This is a genomic window from Epilithonimonas xixisoli (assembly GCF_004365655.1).
Taxonomy (GTDB): domain Bacteria; phylum Bacteroidota; class Bacteroidia; order Flavobacteriales; family Weeksellaceae; genus Epilithonimonas; species Epilithonimonas xixisoli.
The window spans coordinates 117008-143835 of sequence record NZ_SOEO01000003.1; the positions used below are offsets into that span (position 1 = coordinate 117008).

General features: G+C 36.0%; 23 protein-coding genes. 13 read left to right on the top strand and 10 right to left on the bottom strand.

What is annotated here, in order from left to right; genetic code table 11:
- The first annotated feature begins 18 nt into the window (after positions 1 to 18).
- The 5 genes from B0I22_RS12535 (at position 19) to B0I22_RS12555 (ending at position 5388) form a co-directional block, all read left to right on the top strand.
- Entirely contained in the window at positions 19 to 786 is a 768-nt protein-coding gene (locus tag B0I22_RS12535; protein WP_133945386.1) for a 5'-nucleotidase C-terminal domain-containing protein, read from the top strand.
- Positions 786 to 1736, top strand: a complete 951-nt coding sequence (locus B0I22_RS12540; RefSeq protein ID WP_133945388.1) for a bifunctional metallophosphatase/5'-nucleotidase — start codon at positions 786 to 788, stop codon at positions 1734 to 1736. The genes B0I22_RS12535 and B0I22_RS12540 overlap by 1 nt, the downstream gene beginning before the upstream one ends.
- Before the next feature lies 1 nt (position 1737).
- On the top strand, positions 1738 to 4038 hold the full coding sequence (porZ, locus tag B0I22_RS12545; RefSeq protein WP_133945390.1) for a type IX secretion system anionic LPS delivery protein PorZ: 2301 nt from the start codon (positions 1738 to 1740) through the stop codon (positions 4036 to 4038).
- A 53-nt stretch (positions 4039 to 4091) separates the two neighbouring features.
- The gene (recO, locus tag B0I22_RS12550) at positions 4092 to 4769 is read left to right on the top strand and encodes a DNA repair protein RecO (RefSeq protein ID WP_133945392.1); all 678 of its coding nucleotides are present in this window, start codon (positions 4092 to 4094) and stop codon (positions 4767 to 4769) included.
- Positions 4770 to 4890: 121 nt separating this feature from the next.
- A complete protein-coding gene (locus B0I22_RS12555; RefSeq protein WP_133945394.1) occupies positions 4891 to 5388 on the top strand; it encodes a GNAT family N-acetyltransferase in 498 nt (165 codons plus the stop codon).
- Between the two features lie 442 nt (positions 5389 to 5830).
- Here the strand turns inward: B0I22_RS12555 and B0I22_RS12560 are convergent, their stop codons facing one another.
- The 5 genes from B0I22_RS12560 to B0I22_RS12580 form a co-directional block, all read right to left on the bottom strand.
- The gene (locus B0I22_RS12560) at positions 5831 to 6001 is read right to left on the bottom strand and encodes an Imm27 family immunity protein (RefSeq protein WP_133945396.1); all 171 of its coding nucleotides are present in this window, start codon (positions 5999 to 6001) and stop codon (positions 5831 to 5833) included.
- Positions 6002 to 6024: 23 nt separating this feature from the next.
- Positions 6025 to 8112: an ATP-dependent DNA helicase RecG gene (gene recG, locus B0I22_RS12565; protein ID WP_133945398.1), complete on the bottom strand. Its 2088-nt coding sequence runs from the start codon at positions 8110 to 8112 to the stop codon at positions 6025 to 6027.
- Between the two features lie 132 nt (positions 8113 to 8244).
- Entirely contained in the window at positions 8245 to 8781 is a 537-nt protein-coding gene (locus B0I22_RS12570) for a thioredoxin family protein (protein WP_133945400.1), read from the bottom strand.
- Between the two features lie 38 nt (positions 8782 to 8819).
- Positions 8820 to 10355: a peptide MFS transporter gene (locus B0I22_RS12575; protein ID WP_133945402.1), complete on the bottom strand. Its 1536-nt coding sequence runs from the start codon at positions 10353 to 10355 to the stop codon at positions 8820 to 8822.
- 134 nt (positions 10356 to 10489) lie between these two features.
- Positions 10490 to 12208 (bottom strand): peptide MFS transporter, encoded by a 1719-nt coding sequence (locus B0I22_RS12580; protein WP_133945404.1) that lies wholly within the window; start codon positions 12206 to 12208, stop codon positions 10490 to 10492.
- A gap of 119 nt (positions 12209 to 12327) precedes the next feature.
- Between B0I22_RS12580 and B0I22_RS12585 the strand changes: the two genes are divergently transcribed.
- Positions 12328 to 12822, top strand: coding sequence for a GNAT family N-acetyltransferase (locus tag B0I22_RS12585; RefSeq protein WP_133945406.1), 495 nt, complete (start codon positions 12328 to 12330; stop codon positions 12820 to 12822).
- A gap of 53 nt (positions 12823 to 12875) precedes the next feature.
- Here the strand turns inward: B0I22_RS12585 and B0I22_RS12590 are convergent, their stop codons facing one another.
- Complete coding sequence (locus B0I22_RS12590; RefSeq protein WP_133945407.1) at positions 12876 to 14546, bottom strand: peptide MFS transporter; 1671 nt, start codon at positions 14544 to 14546, stop codon at positions 12876 to 12878.
- Positions 14547 to 14877: 331 nt separating this feature from the next.
- Here B0I22_RS12590 and B0I22_RS12595 point away from each other — a divergent pair, with 331 nt between their 5' ends.
- Complete coding sequence (locus B0I22_RS12595; protein WP_133945409.1) at positions 14878 to 17301, top strand: TonB-dependent receptor; 2424 nt, start codon at positions 14878 to 14880, stop codon at positions 17299 to 17301.
- Positions 17302 to 17400: 99 nt separating this feature from the next.
- Here B0I22_RS12595 and B0I22_RS12600 read toward each other — a convergent pair whose 3' ends face one another.
- Positions 17401 to 19536, bottom strand: a complete 2136-nt coding sequence (locus B0I22_RS12600) for a S9 family peptidase (RefSeq protein WP_133945411.1) — start codon at positions 19534 to 19536, stop codon at positions 17401 to 17403.
- A 274-nt stretch (positions 19537 to 19810) separates the two neighbouring features.
- On the opposite strand from B0I22_RS12600, the gene trhO reads away from it, so the two are divergent.
- From trhO to B0I22_RS12615, 3 genes are all read left to right on the top strand, one after another.
- Positions 19811 to 21154, top strand: a complete 1344-nt coding sequence (trhO, locus tag B0I22_RS12605; RefSeq protein ID WP_133945413.1) for an oxygen-dependent tRNA uridine(34) hydroxylase TrhO — start codon at positions 19811 to 19813, stop codon at positions 21152 to 21154.
- An 8-nt stretch (positions 21155 to 21162) separates the two neighbouring features.
- A complete protein-coding gene (locus B0I22_RS12610) occupies positions 21163 to 21732 on the top strand; it encodes a 5-formyltetrahydrofolate cyclo-ligase (RefSeq protein ID WP_133945415.1) in 570 nt (189 codons plus the stop codon).
- 167 nt (positions 21733 to 21899) lie between these two features.
- Positions 21900 to 22136, top strand: coding sequence for a hypothetical protein (locus B0I22_RS12615; RefSeq protein WP_133945417.1), 237 nt, complete (start codon positions 21900 to 21902; stop codon positions 22134 to 22136).
- 32 nt (positions 22137 to 22168) lie between these two features.
- Here B0I22_RS12615 and B0I22_RS12620 read toward each other — a convergent pair whose 3' ends face one another.
- Together B0I22_RS12620 and B0I22_RS12625 are read right to left on the bottom strand one after the other, a co-directional pair.
- Positions 22169 to 22765, bottom strand: a complete 597-nt coding sequence (locus tag B0I22_RS12620; protein ID WP_133945419.1) for a hypothetical protein — start codon at positions 22763 to 22765, stop codon at positions 22169 to 22171.
- Positions 22749 to 23861: a hypothetical protein gene (locus tag B0I22_RS12625; protein ID WP_133945421.1), complete on the bottom strand. Its 1113-nt coding sequence runs from the start codon at positions 23859 to 23861 to the stop codon at positions 22749 to 22751. The genes B0I22_RS12620 and B0I22_RS12625 overlap by 17 nt, the downstream gene beginning before the upstream one ends.
- A gap of 168 nt (positions 23862 to 24029) precedes the next feature.
- Between B0I22_RS12625 and B0I22_RS12630 the strand changes: the two genes are divergently transcribed.
- A complete protein-coding gene (locus B0I22_RS12630) occupies positions 24030 to 24245 on the top strand; it encodes a hypothetical protein (protein WP_133945423.1) in 216 nt (71 codons plus the stop codon).
- A 50-nt stretch (positions 24246 to 24295) separates the two neighbouring features.
- Here B0I22_RS12630 and B0I22_RS12635 read toward each other — a convergent pair whose 3' ends face one another.
- Positions 24296 to 25066 (bottom strand): TrmH family RNA methyltransferase, encoded by a 771-nt coding sequence (locus B0I22_RS12635; RefSeq protein WP_133945425.1) that lies wholly within the window; start codon positions 25064 to 25066, stop codon positions 24296 to 24298.
- A 338-nt stretch (positions 25067 to 25404) separates the two neighbouring features.
- Between B0I22_RS12635 and lptB the strand changes: the two genes are divergently transcribed.
- Together lptB and B0I22_RS12645 are read left to right on the top strand one after the other, a co-directional pair.
- Positions 25405 to 26133, top strand: coding sequence for an LPS export ABC transporter ATP-binding protein (lptB, locus tag B0I22_RS12640; protein ID WP_133945427.1), 729 nt, complete (start codon positions 25405 to 25407; stop codon positions 26131 to 26133).
- Between the two features lie 9 nt (positions 26134 to 26142).
- Positions 26143 to 26808 (top strand): heavy metal-binding domain-containing protein, encoded by a 666-nt coding sequence (locus tag B0I22_RS12645; protein WP_133945429.1) that lies wholly within the window; start codon positions 26143 to 26145, stop codon positions 26806 to 26808.
- Positions 26809 to 26828 lie beyond the last annotated feature (20 nt).

Here is a 26828-nt window from a genome sequence, read left to right on the forward strand (position 1 = left end):
TAATTAAAATAAAAATAGATGACTATAAATAAATTATTAGGTCTTGGTATCGTTGGTTTTCTATTGATTGGTTGCAAAACGCCGCTCAATATTGCGAACATCCATTCTGAAAAAAATATTACCATTTCAGATGCTTTGCCGGCAGATAAAGCTATGGAAGCGGTAATCCAGCCCTATAAACTAGAATTGGAGGGGAAAATGAACACTAAAATTTCTCATACCAATACAGAACTCAACAAGTCCGGTGACAACAGCAACCTGGGAAATTTACTCGCAGATTATACTTTTGAAGGTGCCGAAGAATGGGCAAAAAAAAATAATATTCCATCAATCGATGCTGCGGTTATCAACATTGGCGGCATCCGAACCATCATTCCAAAAGGAGATATTCTTACCAAGCAAATCTATGAAGTGATGCCTTTTGAAAATGAAATTGTCATCATCAAAATGAATGGTAAAGATGTGGAAGGTTTGTTTGATTATTACCTGAAAACTCAGAAGAACAATCCAGTTTCTCATTTATTCATCGAAACGGATGAGAATGATGTGATATCGAAGAAGTTAATCAATGGGAAATCAATTGACTATAATAAAATTTATTACATCGCAACCTCGGATTATTTGGCTTTAGGAGGCGACAATATGTCTTTCTTCAGCAAAGGCGAAGTGATTTCTACGGGACTTAAAATGCGTGATCTTTTCTTAGAGAAATTCAAACAGAATCCAGAGATTACTTCACCAGACGACATAAGATTGATTTTCAAAAATAAAAAAGTAAAAGAATAATGAAAAGGAAAGAGTTTCTAAAATACGTTGGAGGCGGAAGTCTTGCTTTGACGCTTGCTCCCAATCTTTTGCTTGCAGAACAATTTGATGTTTTAAATAAAAATTCAGCTCATAAACTGACCATTCTACATACGAATGATCAGCATAGTAGGATAGAACCATTCGATGTTTCTTACACAAAAAATCCGAACCAAGGCGGTTTTGCGAGAAGAGCGTCGTTGGTAAATAAGATCCGAAGTGAGGAAAAAAATGTTTTGCTTTTGGATTCCGGAGACATTTTCCAAGGGACACCTTATTTCAATTTCTTTGGTGGAGAGTTGGAATTTAGATTGATGAGCATGATGAAGTATGATGCTTCTACAATGGGAAATCACGATTTTGACAACGGTTTGGAAGGTTTCCAAAAAGTACTTCCGAATGCAAAATTTCCATTCATCTGTTCCAACTATGATTTTAAAAATACAATTCTGGACGGAAAAACCGAGCAATATAAAGTCTTCAACAAAAACGGAATCCGAATCGGAATTTTCGGAATCGGGATTGAGCTGAATGGATTGGTAGGTAAAAAAAGTTATGGCGAAACCATCTATCAAAACCCGATAGAAATGGCGCAGCATTACGCCGATTTTTTGAGAAATGAGAAAAAATGTGATTTGGTAATTTGTCTTTCCCACATTGGATTCGATTACAAAGATGATCCGAAGAAAATGTCCGATAAGCATTTGGCGGCAAAAACTTCCGGTATCGATTTGATTTTAGGAGGACACACGCACACTTTCCTTAAAGAACCTTTGAATTTCCAAAACAAAGATGGCAAGAATGTGATTGTGAACCAAGTAGGTTGGGCAGGGATTTTATTGGGAAGATTGGATTTTTATTTTGATAAAAGTAAGAATGTAAAAAATATTTCTTGGAATAATCAGTTAATAGATGAAAACATAATAGTTTAGAATGAAGAAAATTTTATTAATTATATCAATTTTTACAGCATTCGTTTCCCAAGCTCAGTCGAGCAAATGGAGCGATTTGTTCTCTTATAACAATGTTTTGGCCATTCGGGAAGATGGCGACAGACTGATTGCTGCTACTGAAAATGGTGTTTTCTATTATAATCCAAGCTCTGGCGAAATCAAGAAATTATCAAAAGCCAATGGTTTACACGAGGTGAAAATTTCAGCTTTCGATTATGATGCCACAACCCAAACTGGAATCGTAGGTTACCAAAACGGTTCTATGGACGTCATCACACCAAATGGTATTTTTTTGATTGTAGATATTCCGCTGGCAACAGGATACAATGGAAGTAAGAAAATCAATCATATTTCTATGAATGGCGATCGAGCGATAATCTCTGTAGGCTATGGCGTTTCTATTTTCAATGTTTCCCGCCGTGAGTTTGGTGATACAGCTTTTTCCAAGTATAAAGATCCTATTACTAATCAAGATAGAACAGATGTGGTATACTCTGCAGTAATAAAAGATAATATTGTGTATGCCGCAACAAGTTCAGGCGTGAAATATCATGAGATCAATGCCACATTTGCACTTTATTCTGAATGGAATTTTCCATCCAATATTATTGAATCAGGGGAGTTTACAAAAATTGATATCGGGAATACCATTGTGTATGCTAAAAAAATTATTACCAAGGCAGCAACACAAACAACTCCTGAAGAGTTCTATTACGAAGTGAAGTATAAATCTGGAAATTCGTTTAATACTATTAATAGACAATTTGTAAATGTCCAAGATTTGAAAATTACAGATAATCAAATCATTATTTCAGATAAGACTGATGTGTATATTTATGGAATTAATGGTGTTCAGCAGAGAGTTTTGAATATAGGCGAGAATATCAACACTGCTTTTGTTTATAACAATCAAGTTTTTACAGGAACAAAATTATCCGGAATTTATAACGAACAGAAAAATTCTTTGAAGCCTGATGGGCCTTATAATAATGCGTCTTATAAAATGTCTCTTCTTAATAATCAGATATGGGTTTCTACTGGAGGAAGAGAGAGTTATAATAATCCCGCAAATCGAGGCTTAGGGTATTATCATTATGATGGATCAAAATGGATCTATCCAGATTATTTTAAATCAAATCCCAATTTTAACATTCTAGATGTTGTACCAAATCCGTCTAACCCATCGGAGATTTTTTTTACTAATTTTGTTTTTTCTGGTCAAAAGGGGATTTATAAGATGACTAATAATGAGTTTTCAAAATCATATTTAACGGGTTCTCCTGCAGTAGTTTATGATAGACCTATTGGATTGATTTATGATGACCAGAATAGATTGTTCTGTAGTGTAATGACTTTAAATGGAGGTAATGGAACGGTTGGATATTACTTATATAATGCTACTTCGGACAACTTTTCATTAAAACCAATTTTGAATATTGGTGGAGCTCAAAAACCTATTGCTAAAAACGGTGTTTTGTATATTGGAGCGCCTTTCCCAAGTGATGGTGGTGTTTTGATGTATGATTATAACAATACGCCAGACAATACTTCTGATGACAAGGTGAAAGTTCTTAAAACAACTAATAATCTTCCTAGCAACGGCGTAGTTTCCTTAAGTGTAGATAATAACGAAGATCTTTGGATAGGAAGCAGAGAAGGCCTTAGAATTCTTTCAAATCCAAAATCTGCAATTTTAGAAGACAATCCGCAGGCAGATGAGATTATTATTGAGCAAAATGGATTGGCGGAAGAACTATTCAGAAATGCTAATATTCTCCAAATTGCCACAGACACAGGAAATCAAAAATGGGTTTCTGTAGATGGAGGAGGCGTTTTTTATATGAGCTCAAACGGAGATAGGACGATTTATCAATTTACAAGAGCCAATTCCCCGTTGCCAAATGACAGTGTCACAGACATCCAAATTGATAATAAAACAGGGAAAGTTTATTTTGCAACTTTAGATGGAATTATGGTTTATCAGGGTGATGTTGCCGAGGTGACTTCTACATTTGGAAATGTGTTGGTTTATCCGAATCCAGTAGTTTATGCTCAATACAAAGGCAATGTAAGAATCCGTGGTTTGGCTTCTAAAACGAATATCAGAATCACAGATGCCGCAGGAAACTTGGTGCATTCGGCAGTCGCAAATGGCGGTTATTTCGAATGGAATCTTGCCAACCAAAGAGGCGTGAGAGTAGCTTCCGGAATCTACTATGTTTTGATGACCAACGAAGACGGAACAGATACAGCAACAGCAAAAATTGCTGTAGTAAATTAAAACAATTCTTAATCTAACTTCTAAAATCTAATGTCTAACATCTGATTGATTTAATGACACAAGAAGTTTTTTTACTGTCTTACACAAAATATGGAGATCACGATGCTGTTCTCCATTGTTTTTGTAGGGAGAATGGCTTCGAAAGTTTCTTTGCAAAAGGCATCTACGCACCAAAGAATAAAAAGAAGGCTTTCCTTTTTCCATTGAATGAATTATTGCTTTTTACTTCCGACAAGAAAAAAAACATTCAAAATGTTCAAAAAATCGAGCAGAAAAATGTAGATTTTTTCAGTTCTGATATTCGGAAAAATTCGATTTTGTTTTTTATATCGGATTTGCTGAATCAAGTTTTGAGGAATGAAAATCAGAATGTTGGGATTTATTCTGAGATCTCTATTTTCTTGAGGCAGTTGCAGTTGGATAATTTCCAATCGCATTTGATTTTTATATTTAGATTGCTAAAACAACAAGGTTTGCAACCCTTATTCTCGGACAAAATGTTCCTCAATCCCGAAACTGGAAATTTCGAAGATGTAGAATCTCACCATTTTTTTGACAAAGATATTTCTGCCATTTGGAAAGAATTAATAGTTTCTCAAAATCCTTATGACATCAAACTAAGCCGATTTGGAAAACAGAATTTTTTGGATTCTATTTTAGTTTATTATCATTATCACTTCACCGATTTTCGTGAGCCAAGATCTTTGGAGATTATCAAAGAGATTTTTTAAATCTTTGTTAATTAATGTAAGAAAGCAACGAAGTTGCGACATCTCGGTAGAAAAATAAAAACATTAAAGTAAAAGGTGCGAAGCACCGATATGTTGGTTTAATTAATATTAAAACTTTAAAATGATAATTTCCAAAGCAACAGAAACAAATATTCCAGTCATTCAAGATTTGGCAAATAAGTCTTGGAACTCCGCTTACGCACATATTTTAGAGCAAAAACAAATTGATTATATGTTAGGTTTAATGTATTCTGAATCGACATTGAAAACCCATTTCGAAAACCCAAATTATCAATATTATTTAATTAATGAAGATGAGGTTTTCTTAGGATTTATCGGTTTCGAATTTCATAATGAGCCAGACACGACAAAACTTCACCGAATCTATTTTCTGAAGGAAGCACAAGGAAAAGGATTAGGAAAGAAAGCTTTAGAATTTGTAAAAAGTGAAACCGAAAAATCAGGCGACAAAAGATTGACTTTAACCGTCAATAAAAACAATAATGCCAAAAGATTCTACGAATCACAAGGTTTCAAAGTCTATGACGAAGCGATTTTTGATATTGGAAACGGTTATGTGATGGATGATTATCTAATGGAATTCATCATCGATAAATAACTTTTAAAGCATTTGCAACCCTCGCAGATGCTTTTTTTGGGATTGATTTTCTTCTTGATTTAATGTCAAAAATGAATGGATGATGAACAAATTCGAAACTTCAAATTTTAGTTTGTCAACTAAAAAAAATTCTGTTTTGATTTAAATCCTGATTTTAAGTTCATTAATAAAATCAAAAATATTCTAAAAATCAATATTTCAAAACAATGTTATGGCGATATTAATTCTCGTTGAAACTTCCCTGAATTGATTCTTAAGTATTATTAACAAAGGGATAATGATTCATTAAAGTTTGATATCAGGTATAATTTTAGATTTGTCGCAGAATGAAATCAAGCAAATGCCTGATAGTAATTTTTCTTCATATACTATTTTTAAATTTAAGAAGTCTGTTATCCGTAGCAGACTTTTTTTATTTTTCCCAAGGGAATTTTTCTATTAATCACAGTTGAGGCAATCCTCCGCCGTGATATTCGGAATTTGGATATTCTAAAATCCATTTTGCCGAATTTTCATCAACATAATATGTATACCAACCATCTTCGCTCACGCCAACCTTAGTTAGATGTTTTTGTTTTTCAATTAAATCTTTTCCAACTAAAATAGTATTCATAATATTTTGATTTCGATTTAAACCTAACTAATCTGCGACCACTTATTCTTCCCCTTATATTGCTTGATGTAATATTGCTTCATCATCTGATTGTCGGGACGCGTCAGTAGTGCATCTTGTTCCAATATCTTTTCCACAGCCAGTTTTGAAGCTTTGATGATGGCAGAATCCTCTATCAAACTCAATTTTTTAAAATCCACAACACCACTTTGCTGAGTTCCGAGAATATCGCCTGGTCCACGCAATTCCATATCGACCTCAGAGATTTTGAAACCGTCAGTCGTCGCTACCATCGTTTTGATTCTCGTTCGGCTTTCCTTGCTGAGTTTATCGCCCGTCATCAGAATACAATAACTCTGTTCTGCGCCTCTACCAACACGTCCCCGCAACTGATGAAGCTGAGACAATCCGAATCTCTCCGAACTTTCGATGACCATTACAGAAGCATTTGGAACATTCACACCAACTTCGATTACAGTTGTTGCTACCATAATTTGTGCTTGTCCGGAAGCGAAATATTGCATATTGGCATCTTTCTCCGCAGGTTTCATTCGGCCGTGAACCATCGTCACATTGTAGCTTTTGAAGAAGTTCATTACGCTTTCCAAACCTTCCATCAAGTTTTTGTAATCCAAAGTTTCAGATTCTTCGATTAATGGATAAACAAAATAGATTTGTCTGCCTTTTTCAATCTCTTCTCGACAGAAATTATAAACCGAAAGTCGGTCTTTTTCTCGTCTGTGAGCGGTGATGATTGGTTTTCTTCCAACCGGCATTTCATCGATTACAGAAACATCCAAATCGGAATAAAAACTCATCGCCAAAGTCCTCGGAATCGGCGTTGCGGTCATTACCAAAATATGTGGCGGAATATTATTTTTTGCCCAGAGTTTTGCCCTTTGTGCTACTCCGAATCTGTGCTGTTCATCAATAATTGCCAAACCAAGATTCTGGAATTTCACTTTGTCTTCCAAAAGCGCGTGCGTCCCAATCAGGATAGAAAGTTGTCCGTTTTCCAATTCTTCGTGGATGATTTTACGCTCGGCAGTTTTGGAAGAACCCGTCAAAAGTCGAACGTTGATATTCGTATTTTGAAGTAATTCTTTGATGGAATTAAAATGTTGTTGTGCGAGAATTTCTGTCGGTGCCATCAGACAAGATTGAAAACCATTGTCCATCGCAATTAGCATTGTCAAAAGTGCAACCATCGTTTTCCCCGAACCAACATCGCCTTGAAGCAACCGGTTCATTTGGGTCGAGCGTTTCATATCAATTCTGATTTCTTTCAGAACGCGTTTCTGTGCATTTGTAAGTTCGAACGGAAGATTATTTTCATAAAAACTGGTGAAATATTCGCCGACAATTGGAAACGGATTTCCGAATGATTTTGTTTTTTGATGAAGTTTCTTCAAGCCGTAACCAAGTTGGAAAAAGAAAGCTTCCTCGAACTTCAAGCGCCTGTTGGCTTCATCAAATTGTTTTAAATCTTTTGGGAAATGAATGAAATAAAAGGAATTAAGTCTTCCAATCAACTTCATCGATTTCATCAAATAATCCGGCAGATTTTCCTGAATTAAGTTTTGTAAATCTTTCAGCAGATTGAAAATTACGGTTTGAAATGATTTATTTGTAATGCCTCGTTTAGTCAGCTTTTCACTTCCAGGATAAACCGGGAGAAGCGTTCCCTGCAAAGCTTTTTTCTCATCAACCTCGATTTCCGGATGAGGCATCGAGAAGTTTCCATTAAAGAAATTGACCTTTCCAAAAATGAAAATTTCCTGATTCAATGGAATCGCATCTTTCATCCAATTCGTATATCGGAACCAGACCAAATCCATCGTTCCGGTCTCGTCCCGGAATTTCGCAGACAGGCGTTTTCCCTTCTCATAAACCACTTCTTGTATGTCCGTAATTTTTCCTTTCAACTGAATGTCAGCTTCAGAGTCTTTAGCTATATTCCCAATTTTGTGGATTTTACTTTTATCGATGTATCGGATTGGGTAAAAAGTGAGCAAATCTTCCACAGTCGAAATCCCCAACACGTTTCTGATGAGTTTTGCGCGTTCGGTGCCGATGCCTTTGAGAAATTCTATGGAAGTTTCTAATGTCAAGAAAGGAAAATTTGTTCCGACGAATTTCGGGAATTAAAATCTAACCACAAAAGTCACAAAAGAAAAACGCAATATTGTTATTCTGAAGGAATCTAATTTTACTTTTCTTTTGAAATAGTTTTAAAAAAAATATTAATCCTTAATCTTCGACTTAAACTTCTTCTGATAACCTTCCCATTCTCGTCGGGATTTGATGGTTTTGTAATCGTTGGACGCAATCATCGAGAAATAAGGCTCCACTTCTTTCGCTTTCAGAAATCCGGAAAGACTAGTAATCGGGTCGGTTTTTTCATCAAGGAAGACCATCGTCGGAATCATATTGATGTTCATATATTTGGAAAACTGATGAAGCGTTGATTTTCCTTTTTTTCCTTTGTATTCTGGATTTGTAAACTTGTGTCCAAGAAAATTAACGGTGGAATTTCCGTCGCTTTCAAACTTCACAGCGTAGAAATTTTCATTGATGATTTTTGCAATCTCGGGATGGTTGTAAGTGTTTTTGTCCATTTCTTTGCACGGCTCGCACCAATCTGCGTAGAAATCGATAAGGATTTTCTTCGGGTTGCTTTTCTGAGCTTCCAACGCTTGTGAAATCGTCATCCATTGGACTTGCGCCATTCCAGCAGTTGGAATCACGAAGAGAATCATTAAAATTAATATTTTTTTCATCTGTGTTTGGATTGTTGAAAAGGACTTTAGTTAAATCATTATCTCACTTCTTGCATTAGTTTTTTTACGAGAGGAGAAATCAAAATTAGCACAACGCCGGCAATTAAGGCGTATAAACCCAATTGTTTGTATCCATCGGTGTAAGTGATGAGGGCGTCGTAATTGTTGGCGCCGGTTTTTACTTTTGCCATTCCTGCACCGATTTGTCCTGCTACATATTGCCCGTAAGCAGAGGCCAAAAACCACATTCCCATCATCATTCCCTGCAGTTTTTCGGTGGAAAGTTTTGTCATAATCGATAATCCGATGGGAGAGAGGCACAATTCCCCGAAAGTGATGACCAGCAATGCGATTGTAAAAATATTTAGTGAAGTGATTCCTTGTAAAGTTGCAAAGAATTTGGTTGCAAAAAGCACGTAATATCCTAAACCAAGGAAGATGAATCCTAAACCGAATTTTATTAATGTATTTGGTTCCAATTTTCTTTTGCTCAGCCAAATCCACAGCAAACCAACGATTGGTGCCAGGAAAATAATAAAGAATGCACCTCCGGAATTGTTCACGCCATTCGGGTCTAATCCCAATAAATCTTTGTTCAGATTGTTCGCTGCGAAAATACTTAATGAACCTCCAGATTGCTCATAAATTCCCCAGAAAACGATTGAGAAAATGATGAAAACCAAGGCTGCCCAAAGTTTGTTTCTTTCGGATGAGCTTACTTTTGTCATTTCATAAAATAGATAAATCAGCGTCAAAGGGCCGACTGTCCACATAAAATAATCTGTATATTCTGGAACAGAAACCATTATCATAATTAATGGAATAAAGACGAGAGATAAAATATAAACGCTGTACTCATTCCATTTTGCTAAGGCTGAGAAAGTGCCGTCTGCATTTAGCCTTTGAGGTTGAAGTCCTATTGGACCTAATTGTCTTTGAGTGAAAATAAAATTAACCAAACTAATGACCATCACGATGGCCGCCAAACCGAAAGCCACATTCCATCTTTTGTGTTCTGGGATTAAGTGTGATAACATTTCGCCTTTTCCGATGGCAATGCAAAGATAACCACCCAAAAGTGCTCCCAAATTGATTCCTGCATAGAAAAGTGAAAAACCTGCATCGGTTCTGGTGTCTCCGGATTTATATAATTTTCCAACCATTGTGGAAATATTCGGCTTGAAGAAACCAGTTCCTACAACAGTAAATGAAATTCCGAGGAAGAAATATTCGTGTGGGTTAACAGCGAGAATCAAACTCCCAATAATCATTAAAATACCGCCCCAAAATAAAGATTTCCTGAATCCTAAAATTTTATCGGCAAAAAGTCCACCCACAAACGTAAATGCATAAACAAATGCTTGAATTGCAGCATATTGCAAATTGGCCAGTTCATCTTTTTCTGCAGGTTTTAAAGTGGAATTTTCAAAAATTACATTTATAATAAAGAATGTTAACATTCCACGCATTCCATAAAAGCAGAAACGTTCCCACATTTCGGAGAAAAAGAGTGACCAGATTTGTTTTGGATATTTTCCTTTGAAGTTTTGAATTTCTTCGAGAGTTAAGTTCATATTGATAAATGGTAATTGAGAATTAATTCAATTGTTGATTTAATGCGTTAACAATTGAGATTTACACCATACGAATTTAACAAAAAAAACCTCTGAAAAAATCAGAGGTTCGGATATTATTTTTAAAAATGTCTTTAGCTTACGCCGTGCATCATTTTCTTCAATCTTGGTGATAAAATCGCAAGAATCACAGCTGCAATTCCACAAAGTACAACGAATACCATAAAGAACTCAAACAAGTTATGAATTTCAACGCCAGCGAAAGTAGTGTTAGCGATTGGCAATTGTTCTTTTTCAAATAAAGCAACTTGCTCGGGTGTCAAGGTTACTTTTTTGTCCAAAACGTCTTGAAGATTTACGCCCAATTTTTCGGCTTTTACAAATTTGTCGCCTGTTGCAGGAATGATTGCTCCCAATGAACCAGCCAGTGCATAACCAGCCGCATTTGAAATAAAGAATACACCATATAATAAAGAAGCAAATCTTTTTGGCGCTAATTTCCCTACCAAAGATAATCCGATTGGAGATAAACAAAGTTCACCCATTGTTTGGATTAAGTATAATAACATCAACCATTTGATAGCCAATAATCCTGTGTTTCCAAGGTCTTTTACGTTGTAAGCGATAATGAAATAGGATAGAGCGATCAATGCTAGTCCCATTGCTTGCTTCATTGGAGAAACGGGTTCTTTTCCTTCTGCTCTCAATTTATCCCAAAGCAAACTGAATGGTAAAGCCAATGCAACTACGAATAAACCGTTAAAGATTTGAACCATTGATGGTGGCATATTCCAACCAAAAATATCTCTATCGGTTTGATTATCAGCGATGAAAGTTAATGATGAACCAGCTTGTTCAAAAGCCGCCCAGAAGAAGATAATAAAGAAAGAAACGATGTAGATCACCCAGATTCTTTGTCTTTCGATCTTATTTTCGGCAGAACTCATTATCAGAAATGCTAATGAAATCCCTGCAGCGTAGATGAATGGATAAATAATCCCTTTGATCAATTGTCCCATTCCTACAGAACTGAATCCAACCTCGCTTACCAAAATATATCTGAACACAAAGAATAGCGCAACGAACAACAAACCTGCGATTCCCATATTTTTTCCAGAGAATTGAGCTGTTTGTGTTTCGCCTTCTTCGAAATCTTCGCTCGTGTTGTTTTTTGGCAATCCACCAATTGGTCGGCCTTCCGGCGTTACTACATATTTGTTTTTAAGGATGAAGAAAGTGACAGTTCCTATCAACATTGCGATAGAAGCGGCCAAGAATCCCCATTTGAAAGCGAAGATATCTCTCACACCACCAGCATCTTTCACATCACCTAAATATGGGCAAATGAATTGTCCCAAGAACGCTCCGATGTTGATTCCCATATAGAAAATCGTAAAAGCAGAATCCAGTTTTGACTTCTCTTGCTTCGGATAGAGACTTCCAACCATTGATGAAATGTTCGGTTTGAAGAATCCGTTTCCGAAAATAATGATGAATAATGCCAACCACATCAATCCTTTTGCTGTACCAAGATCTGCTGAAAACGTTGAAGCACTGAAGAACAAAAGCAATTGTCCAATTGCCATCAAACTTCCACCCACCAAAATCGCATTTCTATTTCCAATGTATTTGTCAGCGATGAAACCGCCTAAAAGTGGGGTCAAATAACACAAGGCGAGAAATCCTCCATAGATGATTGCGGCATCTGCTTCCTTGATCAGGAGAGAGTTTACCATAAACAAAGTAAGCAAAGCTCGCATTCCGTAGAAATTGAAACGCTCCCACATTTCTGTTCCGAAAAGTACCCATAAACCTTTTGGGTGTTTGGTTTTCGCTTGAACGGCTGTATCCATATTTTAATTGTTAATTTTTAAAGATTAGCAAATATAGTTTTTTTTCCGAAACACAACGATAATTCCTGCTTTCTTGGAGCTTTAAGTTTGTTATTTTTGTAATAATTAATTCTACTAAAATGGAAATTAGAAAAGCAAAAGCCGACGAAATAGATTCTTTGATGGAAATGATAAACCATTCCCGAGAGTTGATGCGCCAAAGTGGAAACACAATTCAATGGACAAATGGCTATCCTCAGAGAGAATTAATCCTAAATGATATCAAGGACAATCAACAATTTGTAATCGAAGAAAATGGAGAATTGGTGGGCACTTTTTGTCTCATTATTGGCGAAGACCCAAATTATAAAATCATAGAAAAAGGAAATTGGCTGAATGACGAAAAATACGGAGTCATCCACAGATTGGCATCCAACGGAAAGGCAAAAGGCTTAGCCAAATTCTGCTTCGAATGGAGCATCCAACAAATTCCAAACATCAGAATAGACACCCACGAATCCAACATCGCAATGCAAAAAGTCTTAGAGAAACTTGGCTACGAAAAGTGTGGAATTATCTACGTTTCAGACGGAACTGCGAGATTGGCTTTTCAGAAAATAGATGATAATAGATAAATGATAATCGATTAGCTTTAAATCAATTATCATTTATCAACCATCAATTATAATTAATGTCCGCTTTCCTTCATTATTTTGTTCAGTCTCTTCAACATAGATACGCCTAACAAAGTAGCGAAAATCAGAAGTCCGAAATTAACTAAGAAATAATTGGCTTTGTTTTCATAATTGTACCAAGTGCTCGCAAGAATTCCAGATAATTTATTTCCCACGGAATTTGCTAAGAAAAATCCGCCCATCATCAAGGCTGTCAATCTTGCAGGAGATAATTTGGAGACGAATGACAATCCCATTGGCGAAAGACAAAGTTCACCAATCGTTACAACACCATAACCGGCTACAAGCCAAAGTGCGGAGACTTTTTCAGCGCCGTTGTTTCCGGCGTAAACTGCTCCAACCATTACCAAACAAGACAAACTGGTGATGAATAATCCTAAAACAATCTTCGAAGGCGTGAGAGGTTCTTTGCCTTTTCTTCTTAATAATGCCCAAAAACCTACAACAACCGGCGTGAGTGCAATCACCCAAAATGGATTGATAGATTGGAAAAGTTCTGTGTTATAAAGAAAAACAGGCTTGTCAATTTTAGCTTCCAGTTCTGCTTTTCTCTCAGCGGAAACATTTCTAAAGTAAATATCTTTTCCTGTCTCTTTCAAAGTTTTTCCATCAGCATCTTTTTGAGAACGGAATTGTTCATCAAAAACGGGAGTTTCTTTATTCGCATAACTTTTTTCTTCCACGAGATAAAGTGAAGCTAAAGGTTTTTCTACCGATTCGGAAACGCTTCTATCAGTGTAATAATTTGCCCAACGCGTCAGCGCAGTTCCATTTTGCTTGAAAACTGCCCAGAAAAACATACTGATCAAAAATATCGAAAGCAAAGCGCCAATCGCAGGTTTCTCCAAAGGATTGGATTTGAAATAAAGAGAAACATAAAAATAAATTACAGGAACACAAGCGAAGATAAATGCGTCTGTATTTGTACTACCGAAAATATTAGTTCCCAAAATCATTGTTGGAACAAACCAACCAATAACGCCTGCCACAATCGCTGGAACGAACACTTTCATCAAAATTTCAGACAGTTTCGTATCGCCTTCCTGACTTGGTTTCATAATCGCTGCGTGTCTGTAATGTTTGAGTCCAATTGTGAAAATTACCAATCCAAGCAACATCCCAACGCCGGCTGTGATAAAAGCCTCGCCCCAACCAAATTTGTTACGCATAAACGCCGCGATAATATTACAGATAAACGCACCAATATTGATTCCCATATAGAAAATATTGTAGCCGGAATCTTTGTTAGCCTTGTAAGGTTCTTCGGAATAAAGATTTCCCAAAAGTGTGGAAATCGTAGGTTTGAAGAATCCATTTCCGATGATAATCAATGCGAGTGAGCCATAAAAAAATGGCAACTCTTTGAATACACCAACGCCGATGTAACCCAACGCCATCAGAATTCCGCCAAGATAAATGGATTTGATATAACCCAAAACTCTATCTGCCAAAAATCCGCCAAGAAATGGTGTCAAATATGTAAGTGCAATGAAAGTCCCGAAAATATCGTCAGCATCTTTATCAGGAAATCCCAATCCTCCGGCGATTCCTTGTGGTTCAATCAAATAAAGAACAAAAATCCCGAGAATCAAATAATAACCGAAACGTTCCCACATCTCGGTAAAAAACAAATAAGGTAAACCTTTTGGATGTTTAGTTTTCATAAGTAGCTGTTTTCTGAATTCGTAAAAATAGGTTTTTATGTTCAATTGATGTAACAAAAATGTATTTCGGATTGTCTATTTCTTAAAGTTTAGCGGAATTTGACTTAAACCACAAAAGTCACAAAAGAAAAACTTGAGTAAGAGAAAAAAAAGCAAGCCTTTAAAAGTATGATTCTTTTTGAACTTTTCAAGATTGAAAAAAGGTCCTAACTATTGTGACTTTTGTGGTTTTAAAAAAATTAAATGAACATCAGTAACATTTTTTTTCTTGCTCATACTTATCAGCAAATTCTGAAAAGGATTGATAAAATAAATTAAAAACTAAAAGGTGATGAAAAAACTACTTTTTCTTTTGGCAATCGTACTTTCCACGATAACTTTTGCCCAGAATTCTCTGACTGGGAAAATCCTTGGGAAAGACAATTTGCCAATTCCGGATGTTCAGGTTTTGCTCATCAATGCTTCTAATGAGGAAACTTTGAAAGTTGTCATTACTGATAAAGAAGGAAAATTCGAAATCGAAAATGTAAAGTTTGATGAAGCTAAAATCGTTATCGAACAATCGGATTATGAGAAATATACATCAGATTTAATCAAACCTTCCGAAGCGAATATTAATCTTCCCGATATTAATTTGAAAAGCGGAACCAAATCTATTGAAGCTGTAACTATTGTGGCGAAAAAACCTTTTGTGACGCAGAAAATCGATAGAGTGGTCATCAATCCAGATGCTTTGATTAGCAATGCTGGGACAACGGCTTTGGATGTTTTGGGAAAATCGCCGTCGGTGAATGTGGATTTTAATGATAATGTTTCGCTTCGTGGGAAAAGTGGCGTTCAGATTTTCATTGATGACAAACCGACGTATCTCGCAGGTTCGGATTTGGCGGATTATCTCCGTTCGATTCCGTCGTCCAATATAGAAAGTATCGAGGTTATCCCAAATCCGCCAGCGAAATATGATGCTTCCGGAAATGCGGGAATCATCAATATTAGACTCAAAAAAACTTTGGCAAAAGGTTTCAACGGTGGTTTCAATTTGGCTTATGGACAAGGAAAATATATGAGAAGTGTGAACAGCGCCAATTTCAATTATAGAATTCAGAAATGGAATTTCTTTACCAATCTCAGTGTCAATAAAACCAGAAGTTATCAGGATTTGACAATTAAAAGAGAATATTTCACGCCAGAAGGCGAACGAACTTCCATTTTTACGCAAAATTCCTACATCACGCCAACCAACAGAACCAATTCTATGAAAATTGGCGCAGATTTCTATGCGAATGACAAAACGACTTTTGGAATTGTGCTGAATGGTTTCATCAATCCATCGGAAAGAAATACGATGAACAATGCGGTAATTCAGGATAATAATTTGCAGACAATCAATAAAATCGAGGCTAATATTCCAATGGATGTAATGTTCAAAAATGGTTCTGTTAATTTGAATATGACTCGGAAAATCAAAGATAAACAAGAGTTGAGCATCAATGCAGATTATATTAAATATGATTCGAAAATCGAGCAAAGTCAATTCAACAAAACTTTGAATCCGGATAATTCTGTTTTTGCAGATACGAGAATCGATTCCAAATTGCCTTCGGATGTGACGATTAAAGTTTTGAAAGCCGATTATAGTGGAATCAATTTATTTGGAGGAAGTTTCGACTTAGGCGCAAAATCAAGTTTTGTGAAAACAGGAAACGTCGCCGATTTCCGAGATGTGAAAGATGGAATTGAAACGCCCAATTACACTTTCTCCAACAATTTCGATTACAAAGAAAATATCCACGCCGTTTACACCAATTACGCCAAGGAATTTGATAAAATCTCGATTCAGCTTGGTTTGAGGATGGAATATTCTGACATCAAAGGTTATCAAAAAGGAAATCCAGTGGTGAAAGATTCTGCATTTACCAAAAGATATGCAAGCCTTTTCCCAACGTTTTTCATTCAATATCGTGCAGATTCTTTGCAAAATCACGTTGTAGGATTATCGCTTGGAAGAAGGATTGACAGACCAAATTACAAGGATATGAATCCGTTTACGTATCCGATGGATAACTATACTTTCTACGGCGGAAATCCGTTTTTGGAACCTACTTTTTCCTATAATGCAGATTTGAATTATACCTTCAAAAAGAATTATACGTTAGGCTTCAATTACAGTTATATCGACAATTTGATTTCCGAAACCAATGAGCAAAGAAACGGCATCTACTACAGCCGACCGGGAAATTTTGACAGACAGATTTCGTACGGATTTACTTTTAACAGTTCTACAAATATTACGAAATGGTGGACTTTTCAACTTTATACAGAGCTGATACACAACGCTTTCAAAAGTGATGTCTATACAGAAAAGCTGAATGATTCCAAATGGAATTGGTTTGTGATGCCGACCAATCAATTTACGATTAGCAAAAAATGGAGCGCAGAATTGGCTGGGCAATATCAAACCTCAATACTTTCTGGGCAATTCTTGATTTCGCCAATTGGTTCCATCCGCGCAGGAATCTCGACCAAAATCCTGAAAGACCAAGGAACGCTGAAACTGAATGTTTCCGATATGTTCTACACCAATCAAGTAGAAGGCGAAATCCGAAATATCCAGAATGCAAAAGCCGGCTGGTTCAGTTATATGGATTCCAGAGTCGTGACTTTGTCTTTCTCTTACCGCTTTAGCAAAGGAAATACTTTGAAAATTAGACAATCCGGAGGTTCTGAGACTGAGCAGAGTAGGGTGAAGATTTAGAAATTATCTATAATTTAGCTAAGCATAAAAAATCCGCAAAAGAAAACATCTTCTGCGGATTTTTAACTTCCGTCCTCGGACTTCCATCTTCCAACTTTCCTACAAATTCTCCAAAATAAAATTCGTCATTTTCTCATAAAGCTGAGGTCTGGTTTGTCCACCATAAATGCCGTGATTTTTGTCTGGATAAGCCATAAATTCGAACTGTTTTTTGTTTTGAATCAACGCTTCAGAAAACTCCATTGAGTTTTGGAAATGTACATTGTCGTCAGCTGTTCCGTGAATTAATAGGAATTTTCCTTTCAATAATTGCGCAAAAGTCGTTGGTGAGTTTTGGTCGTAACCTTCTGGATTTTCTTGTGGTGTTTGCAGGAATTTTTCTGTGTAAACGCTGTCATAATATCTCCAGTTTGTCACCGGTGCAACAGCAATTCCCAATTTGAAAACATCTGCACCTTTTGTCATCGCCAATGAACTCATATATCCACCATAGCTCCATCCAAAAATCCCGATTCTGGACTTGTCGATATAAGATTGATTGCCAAACCATTGTGCAGAAGAAATTTGGTCTTCGATTTCATATTTCCCCAATTGTTTGTAAATCACTTTTTTGAATTTCGCACCTTTAAAACCAGTTCCACGTCCGTCCACACAAGCTACAACGTAACCTTTTTGAGCCAGCATTTCGAACCAGATTGCGTTTCCGCCGTCCCAAGAATTTGAAACTTGTTGAGAACCCGGACCAGAATATTGGAACATAAATAATGGATATTTTTTGTTCGGGTCAAAGTTTTTCGGTTTAATAATCCAGGCATTCAGTTGGTCGCCTGCTGAATTTGGGATTTTGATGAATTCCTTTGTTACAAAACTGTCTTTCTGAAGTTTGGAAAGCAATTCATTATTGTTTTGAAGTTCCTTGATTTCCTTTCCAGAAGCATCTTTCAAGACATATTTATAAGGTGTTCCTGCGGTAGAATTTGTATTAATGAAATAATTAAAAGTCTTGCTGAAACTTGCCGAGTTATTTCCTTCAGGATAAGAAATCAAGGTTGTTTTTCCAGAATTGATATTCAGTTTTGAAACCACTTTGTTCAAGCTTCCTTTTTCTGTAGTTTGGATGTAAGCTTCTTTGGTTTTCGGGTTGTAACCATAGTAATCTGTGATTTCCCAATTGCCTTTAGCTACTTGTTTTTTCAGTTTTCCGGATTTGTCGTACCAATATAATTGTCTGTATCCATCACGTTCCGAAGCCCAAAGGAAAGAATTGTCATCCAAAAACTCCAATGTCAGGTTGTCTGTTTCTATCCAAGCGTTGTCTGTTTCTGAGAATAATTTGGTTAAGTTTCCTGATTTTGTATCCACTTTAATCAAATCAACTTTGCTGTGATGTCTGTTGCTTGTTGCAATGACGATTTCATTGGCGTCGTTCGTTTGCCAAAGTTGTGGAATGTAATGATTCTCAAAACTTCCAAGATTCAATGCTGTTGTTTTTGCTGAATTTAATTGATATAATTGAGCAGAAACCGTTGAGTTGGTTTCTCCGGCTTTTGGATATTTGTATCGCATTTCGGTTGGATAAAGCGATTTTCCGTAGATTGGAATATAGATTTCCGGAACTTTTGATTCGTCAAATTTTACGAAAACAATTGCGTCGCCCGCTTTGTTCCATTGATAATAATCTGCGTGACCAAATTCCTCTTCATAAACCCAATCGCCAAGTCCGTTGATGATAGAATTTTTCTTTCCGTCGTTTGTGATTTGAGTGATTTTTCCAGAAGTCAAATCTTGATAAAACAAATTATTTTCAACAATAAAAGCGACTTTGCTTCCGTCCGGAGAGAATTTTGGTTCTTGGATGTAGTTGCCATTATTAAGAGGCATTACTTTGTTTGATTTCAAATCCTTTACATCAAATTTCCCCAAAAATGAATGTCTGTAAATAGACTCACTTTCTTTTTGCAACAAGATTTTAGATTCATCGGCAGAGAAAATGTACGATTCGAATTTCCCATCCACGATGTTTCCGGATTTTTGAGACGTTTTGTAATTGTATTTTGCAATGCCATCTTTCTCGATGGTTGCGTAGTTTTCGCCGTCATTTAAGGATGCAATTCCTGCGATTCCTTTTCCGCGGTAGTAGCCGGAATAGATTTTATCGAGTGTAATTTCTTGAGCATAAGTATTTTGTGAGAAAACTGCTGTCATCAAAACAACAGATAAGAAAACTTTCTTCATTTTTAAGATTTTAATGACGTAAATATAATAAAGATATATCGTTTTGAACCTAATTATTGAAACGTGGAATTGCTAATGCGTGAGGGATAGTAGTGGAAATCCTTTTTTGCTGGGAATTGGTGTGGGGAAAAGATTGTAGCGGATAGCCCGACCCGAGCGGTGGCATTAGGGTTGGCGAGGGGCACGCCCAAATACTGATAACTGTCAACCGAAAACTTTCGACCAAATTTCTTATCTTTGCGCCATTATTTTTCTCACTTAAAACGTTTATAGCATGCAACTGTACAACACCTTGAGCGCAGAAGAAAGAGCCAGACTTATTGATGAAGCTGGTAAGGAACGCCTTACATTGTCTTTCTATGCGTATGCCAAAATTGAAAACCCAAAGAAATTTCGCGACGATTTATTTATAGCTTGGAACGCCCTGGATGCGCTCGGGCGAATCTATGTGGCGCACGAAGGAATCAATGCTCAGATGAGTGTTCCTGCGGACCAATTTGAGGCTTTTCGTGAAACTTTGGAAGCTTATGATTTTATGAAAGGCATTCGTTTGAATGTGGCTGTAGAGCAGGATAATCACTCTTTTTTGAAGTTGACGATTAAAGTTCGAAACAAAATTGTTGCGGATGGTTTGAATGACGAGACTTTTGATGTGACTAATAAAGGGATTCACTTGAAAGCTCAGGAATTCAATGATTTGCTGGCGAATCCGGATACGATTGTAGTGGATTTCAGGAATCATTACGAGAGTGAAGTGGGGCATTTTGAAGGTGCGATAACGCCGGATGTTGAGAATTTTCGAGAAAGTTTGCCGATTATCAATGAGCAATTACAGGATTTCAAAGAAGATAAAAACCTCTTAATGTATTGTACTGGCGGAATCCGGTGTGAAAAGGCAAGTGCGTATTTTAAACATCAGGGTTTCAAAAATGTTTACCAATTGGAAGGCGGAATTATCGAATATGCGCGTCAGGTAAAGGAAGAAGGTGTTGAAAGTAAGTTTGTTGGGAAAAACTTTGTGTTTGACCACAGATTAGGCGAAAGAATTACGGACGATATTATAGCACAATGTCATCAATGCGGAAAACCTTGTGATAATCATACAAATTGTGCGAATGATGCTTGTCATTTGCTTTTTATTCAATGTGATGATTGTAAAGCTGTGATGGAAAATACCTGTTCTTCAGAATGTCTTGAAATCATTCATTTGCCCGTAGAAGAACAATTGGCGTTGAGAAAAGGACTTCAGGTTGGTAATAAAGTATTTCGAAAAGGAAAGTCTGAAGCTTTGAAATTCAAAAATTCTGGCGATTTGACAGATAAACCTTTGGCTAAAGCAAATGATATTCGTCAGAAGATAAAATTGAAGAAAAGCTTGATTGGAAAAGCGGAACATTATTATACGAGGTCAAAGATTGCTCAGTTTTTACTTTCAAATGAACTTTTTGTTGGTGATAAAGTTTTGATTTCTGGGCCTACGACTGGAGAGCAAGAGATTGTTATTAATGAAATGGTTGTTGAAGGAAATTCGGTTCAAACTGCGAAAGCTGAAGACCAAATTACTTTTGAGCTTCCATTCAGAGTGAGATTGTCTGACAAATTATATAAAATCTTATAAAAATAAAGATGAATCTTAGTCTCACAAAAAGCGAACTTAGAACACTTTATAAAGCAAAAAGAATGGCCTTGTCTCAAGATGAGGTCAATTTTTTGTCTCAAAAACTGCTGAAAAACTTTATTTTACAATTTAATCCTATTGAAAATCAAAAGGTTAATGTTTTTATGTCGATTGAAAAGTTTAAAGAAGTCAATACTCAAGTTTTCATTAATTATTTTTTTCAGAATAAAATCAGAGTTTTTGTGCCGAAGATCCAAGGTGAAAAAATCATTTCAGTAGAGATTTTTACCAATTCTGAATTTGAAATTAACAGATGGGGAATCAAAGAACCTATTTCAAATATCGCTTCAAATGTAGAACTGGACTGTGTTTTGACGCCTTTGCTTTATTGTGATAAATTTGGAAATAGGGTTGGCTACGGAAAAGGTTTCTACGATCAGTTCTTTTCTGATTATCGAAATATTGAAAAAAAAGTAGGACTAAATTTCTTTCAACCCAATGAAATTATCACTGATGTTTATGAAAAAGATGTGCAATTAAATGCTTTGATCACGCCGGATCAAATTTTGAAATTTTAATTAAATATCTGATTTTCAATTATATTAATTTGTAAAATAATTTTACAGAGCTATTACAAGTTATTTTTTAATGATTTTTGTCAGACGGTGCTACTTTTGTCTTGTAATTATTACACAATAATTAATGAAACAATTCAATAATAATAATTAATTTAAAATTTTAGAACATGAAAAAGTCATTATTTGTAGCTGCTTTCGCTGCTATCGCTCTTGTAGCTTGTAAAAAAACTGATAACGTAGAAGCTGCTGCTGTTGACTCTGTTGACGCTACTGCTGATTCTGCTGTTGCTGCTATCGATTCTACAGCTACTGCTACAGTTGATTCTGTAAAAGCTACTGCTGATTCTGCTAAAGCTGAAGTAAAAGCTGAAGAAAAAGCTGTAAAAGAAGAAATCAAAAAATAATTAAATCCCAGATTTAATTAAAACAAAACCCGCTAATTAGCGGGTTTTGTTGTTTTTGTAGTATCAGATTCTTTTTTGTAAAAGCTATCAAAATAAAACTTAAACTCTTTCTTGAATTTTACCGGAGATGCTTTCAACATATATTGTGCTTTACGCTGGACTGTTGTAAGATAAGTTCTCTTTTTGTCATAATATTCAACATCAAAGTTGGCAAAATCCAAAGTGTCTTTTTCCACTACAGATTTCGAGGTGCTAAGATTGCTAACCTTTGCATAACGAACGTTCAGGCTGTCCATCTCTTTTAATAGTGGTTTCAGATTGTTGGAATCCTTTGTCAGAAAGTGCGCCTGCATCTGCGTATAAATCACGGAATCAATCTCTGTATCTTTGTTACCAGAGGTGTAGAGTGTAGAAAGATCCAACAAATCCTGAACTTTTTGAGACGTAATAAGATTAATGGCTTGCAAACTGTCAAGTTTTGATTTTGAGTAAGTTACGTTATTGTTGGCATTCCGGATAGTCTCCAAAGAATTGTCATCGCCTTCATATTTTTTATTGCAGGAGTGCATTCCTACTATTATCATTGGAAAAGATAATAGCCACCAAATATTTTTATTTAATTTTTTCATCTTCTGTTATTTTAAATTTAATCATTACAATTTTTCCGTTTTCCATTTGAGAGTCAATCACTTCTAGGTTCTCAAGAGAAGTCGTCGGAAGCGTAACCAGCGAGATGTATTTTTGCTTGTCCAAAGTTTCGATGCCGTAGATGTCGCTATCTACCACTTGATAAATCAAAGCTTTGTCACTTATCAATCGATTCAGTTGGTCTGTTTTTTTCTTAAAGTCTTTAATCGATTTTGAATAATAGAATAACTGAATAGCGTAGTCATTCGGTTTTAGCTCTATATTTTCGGATTCCGGTGCAGACTTAAGATCTCGCGTTACGGTGTCGGTTCTATAAAATGGTGATGAGATGACCATTTTCAAACTTTTACTTTTCGTTTCATACACAAACGGTGAATTTGGTTTTACTTTGAAAAGAATAGGCGATTCGTTTTGTCGAATGATTTTTACATCCAATTCCCCTTTGATAGATGAGTTTCTGTCTGCATCTGTAAAGGCGTAAGTGTATTTTTTATAGAATAAATTGTCATAAAAAACAAGGATCAAAACCGTTGCAAAAAGAAAGACCGAAATGCCCAACCAAAGATATCTACGCAGAAAACTCGGCTTCGTATTATCAAGGTCAATGTTTTGATTGATTTCGTCAAAAGCCTGGTTGTCTATGGATATTTGAGTCTTTTCGCTTTCTTTCTCAGTCGTTTTTTCTAGATCTACAGCTGGTTCTGTAGGAGTGTTGTCAAGAGTTTGGTGTCTCTTTTCTTCTGTAGTCTGCGGTATTTCCGCTTTCTCTTCCAACTCGATTTCGATTGGATTTTTCTTTTTAAATTCTGACCACGAGTTGTATCCTATGTAGATGGTTAGAATATTAAGCATATCAATTCTAGGAATTTTCTCCTGCGAATTGTTTTTGAAGTAGGTGTAAAACGTTTTTTCGCTGATGTTGCCTTTAGCCTTTTGCCGTAGATCTTCTTGGAAATAGATAATATCAATTCCTTTCCATTTAGAAATATCACTGTAAGACGGGGAATGAGTCTCAAGATATTTTTCCTGAACCGCTTTTTTTAAGGACTGAAAATGTAAAAATTCGATCTCGCTCAAAGTTGTGAAAATTCTTAATTTATTGATTTACAGTGATTCTTAATTGTAAATCTCGTTTTACAAATATATTACAATTAATATTCAAATGCAAGATTAATTTATCGGTGTACTTTTGTCCCGTTCAATTGAGAACAAATCTATTAACTAACAATTTTAAATTTAATTATTATGAAAAAGTCATTATTTGTAGCTGCTATCGCCGCTTTTGCTCTTGTAGCTTGTAAAAAAACTGAAACTGTAGATACTGCTTCTGCTGATTCTGCAAACGTTGATTCTGCTGTTGCTGTAGTTGATTCTGCTGCTACTGCTGGTGTTGATTCAGTTAAAGCTGCTGCTGATTCAGCTGTTGCAAAAGTTGATTCTGCTGCTACTGCTAAAAAATAATCTTAACCTAGTTAAGAATTTGAAACCGTTTCTTTCGAGAAGCGGTTTTTTTATTTCTCTAATTTCTGTCTAAGGATTTCGTAGCAAGTAATGGCCGCCGCATTACTAAGATTCAAAGAGTCGATGGTTCCTGCCATTGGAATCAGAACGTTTTCTCCTTTTTGTTTCCAGAAGTCACTCAAACCGGAGTGTTCTGTTCCGAATAAAATCGCCGATTTACTTTTCAAATCCTTTTCTTGAATATGTTTTGCATCGTCACTCATAAAAGTGGTGAAGATTTGATACTCATTGATTTTTAGGAATTCCAAAGTTTCTTCGTTCGAAGCTTGAAAGATATTCATTCCGAAAAGACAGCCAACACTCGAGCGAATCACATTTGGATTGTAGAAATCTGTTTTTGGGTCGGTGACAATTAGCGCATTGATTCCGAAAGCTTCGCAACTTCTGAGGATAGCGCCAAGATTTCCTGGTTTTTCTACACTTTCTAGAATAATAATTGCTGAATCTTTTTTCGGTTTGAAATCTTCTAAAGTTCTGGATTCCAATTTGTAAATCCCGATTATTCCTTCTGTCGTTCCGCGATACGCGATTTTTTCGTATAATTTTTCCGAAACGTAATGGATTTTTGTCGTTGGTAATTTTCCTTTGAAGATGTTTTCGCAGATGTAATATTCCTCTGGCAGATTTCCAAATTCCAAAGCGCGCTCGTTTTCCTGCTGACCTTCCACGATGAAAACGCCGGCTTTTCTTCTTTCCTGATTTTTGGTGAGAAGTCTGGTCAGTCTTTTGATTTTTTCGTTTTGAAGGCTTTCTATCAGCATTTTTGGAAATTTTTCACAAATGTACAATGTATAAAGTATAATGTAAAATGTATAATGTAAAAAGTACAATGTAGAAAGTATAATGTAAAATGTCCGTTGTTAAATGTTGTATGTTCAATCGGGGCGAAGCGCGTGAGGGATTGCAGTGGAAAGCCCGGAGCGAGGCAACGAGTGAGGACTTGCAACGGAAAGCCTGACCCGAGCGGTGGCCTTAGTGCTGGCGAGGGGCACGCCCAAATTTTTGTCATCATCGAAATATTTTCTTACAGTCTGTTAAAAAGTATGGAGATGAACTTCCAGCTTCCCTACTTCCAGCAAAAAATATATATCTTTGTTTTATGATTTTACGAGGAGAAAATTTAATCAAAGAATACGGACCGAAAAAGGTAGTGAAAGGCGTATCATTGGAAGTACAGCAAGGCGAAATCGTCGGACTTTTGGGACCAAATGGTGCGGGAAAAACAACTTCGTTTTATATGATTGTTGGATTGGTGAAACCGACTTTAGGAAACGTTTTCCTTGATAATCAAAATATTACGAAGGACGCGATGTACAAACGTGCGCAAAATGGCATCGGCTATCTGGCGCAGGAAGCATCGGTTTTCAGGAAGTTGTCTGTGGAAGATAATATTCTTGGTGTTTTGCAACTGACGAAGCTTTCCAAAAAAGAACAGCAGAAAAAATGTGACGAATTGATTGAGGAATTCCATCTGGAACACGTTCGTAAAAACCGTGGCGATTTGCTTTCCGGAGGTGAAAGACGTCGGACGGAAATCGCGCGTTGTTTGGCGACAAGTCCGAATTTTATCCTTTTGGATGAGCCGTTTGCGGGTGTTGACCCGATTGCGGTGGAGGATATTCAAAAAATCGTGAGGTCTCTGGTGGAGAAAAATATCGGGATATTGATTACCGACCACAACGTTCAGCAGACTTTGGCGATTACCAACAAAACCTATATTATGTTCGAAGGGAAAATCCTGAAAGAGGGAATTCCTGAGGATTTGGCGAATGACCCCGAAGTGAGACAGGCTTATCTTGGGGAGAATTTTAGGTTTGAGAAGATTTAGGTTTTATATATGGAAGATATTAAAGTTTGTCCAAATTGTTCCACAAAAGTAAAAGGTTTTTTTGCTAATGGACATATGTTGTCTCAAAATCAAATTGATTTTATAAATAAATATCATCAAGATAAAAAAGAGAGCTATTGTTCAGTTTGCTCTACTCCTATTCTGCAAAAAATAAATTCTACATTAATTGAGAGCAAAAATGACCTTAATAATAGATTAAAGACTTTAATTAAGTTCTTACCTATTATATCTTCCGAAGCACCAACGAATTGGGAATATGAAGTAATTGAAATGGTCTCTACTCAGCAAACTTCAGGAACTGGTTTTGCTACAGAATTGTCTAGAAGTTGGAACGATTTTTTTGGAACAGGTTCTAATGCAACAAATAAGAAAATTTATAACGCAACCGAACTTTGTAAAACTGATTTAAGAATTCAATGTGCAATGCTAGGTGGAAATGCAGTAATTTCAACAGATATTGATTTTAATGAAATTGGAGCAGGTTCGACTAATATGTTAATGGTATGTATGGCAGGAACTGCAGTGCAAATAAAGAATTTAGAAAAATCAAATATTCGAAACTATGAATATTTATCAGAAATTATTGAAATATCTGAACAACTAGATATTATAAATAATAAAGTAAAAGAAAAGAATGTTGCTTTAAATTCGTAAATAAAAATTTCTACTGACAA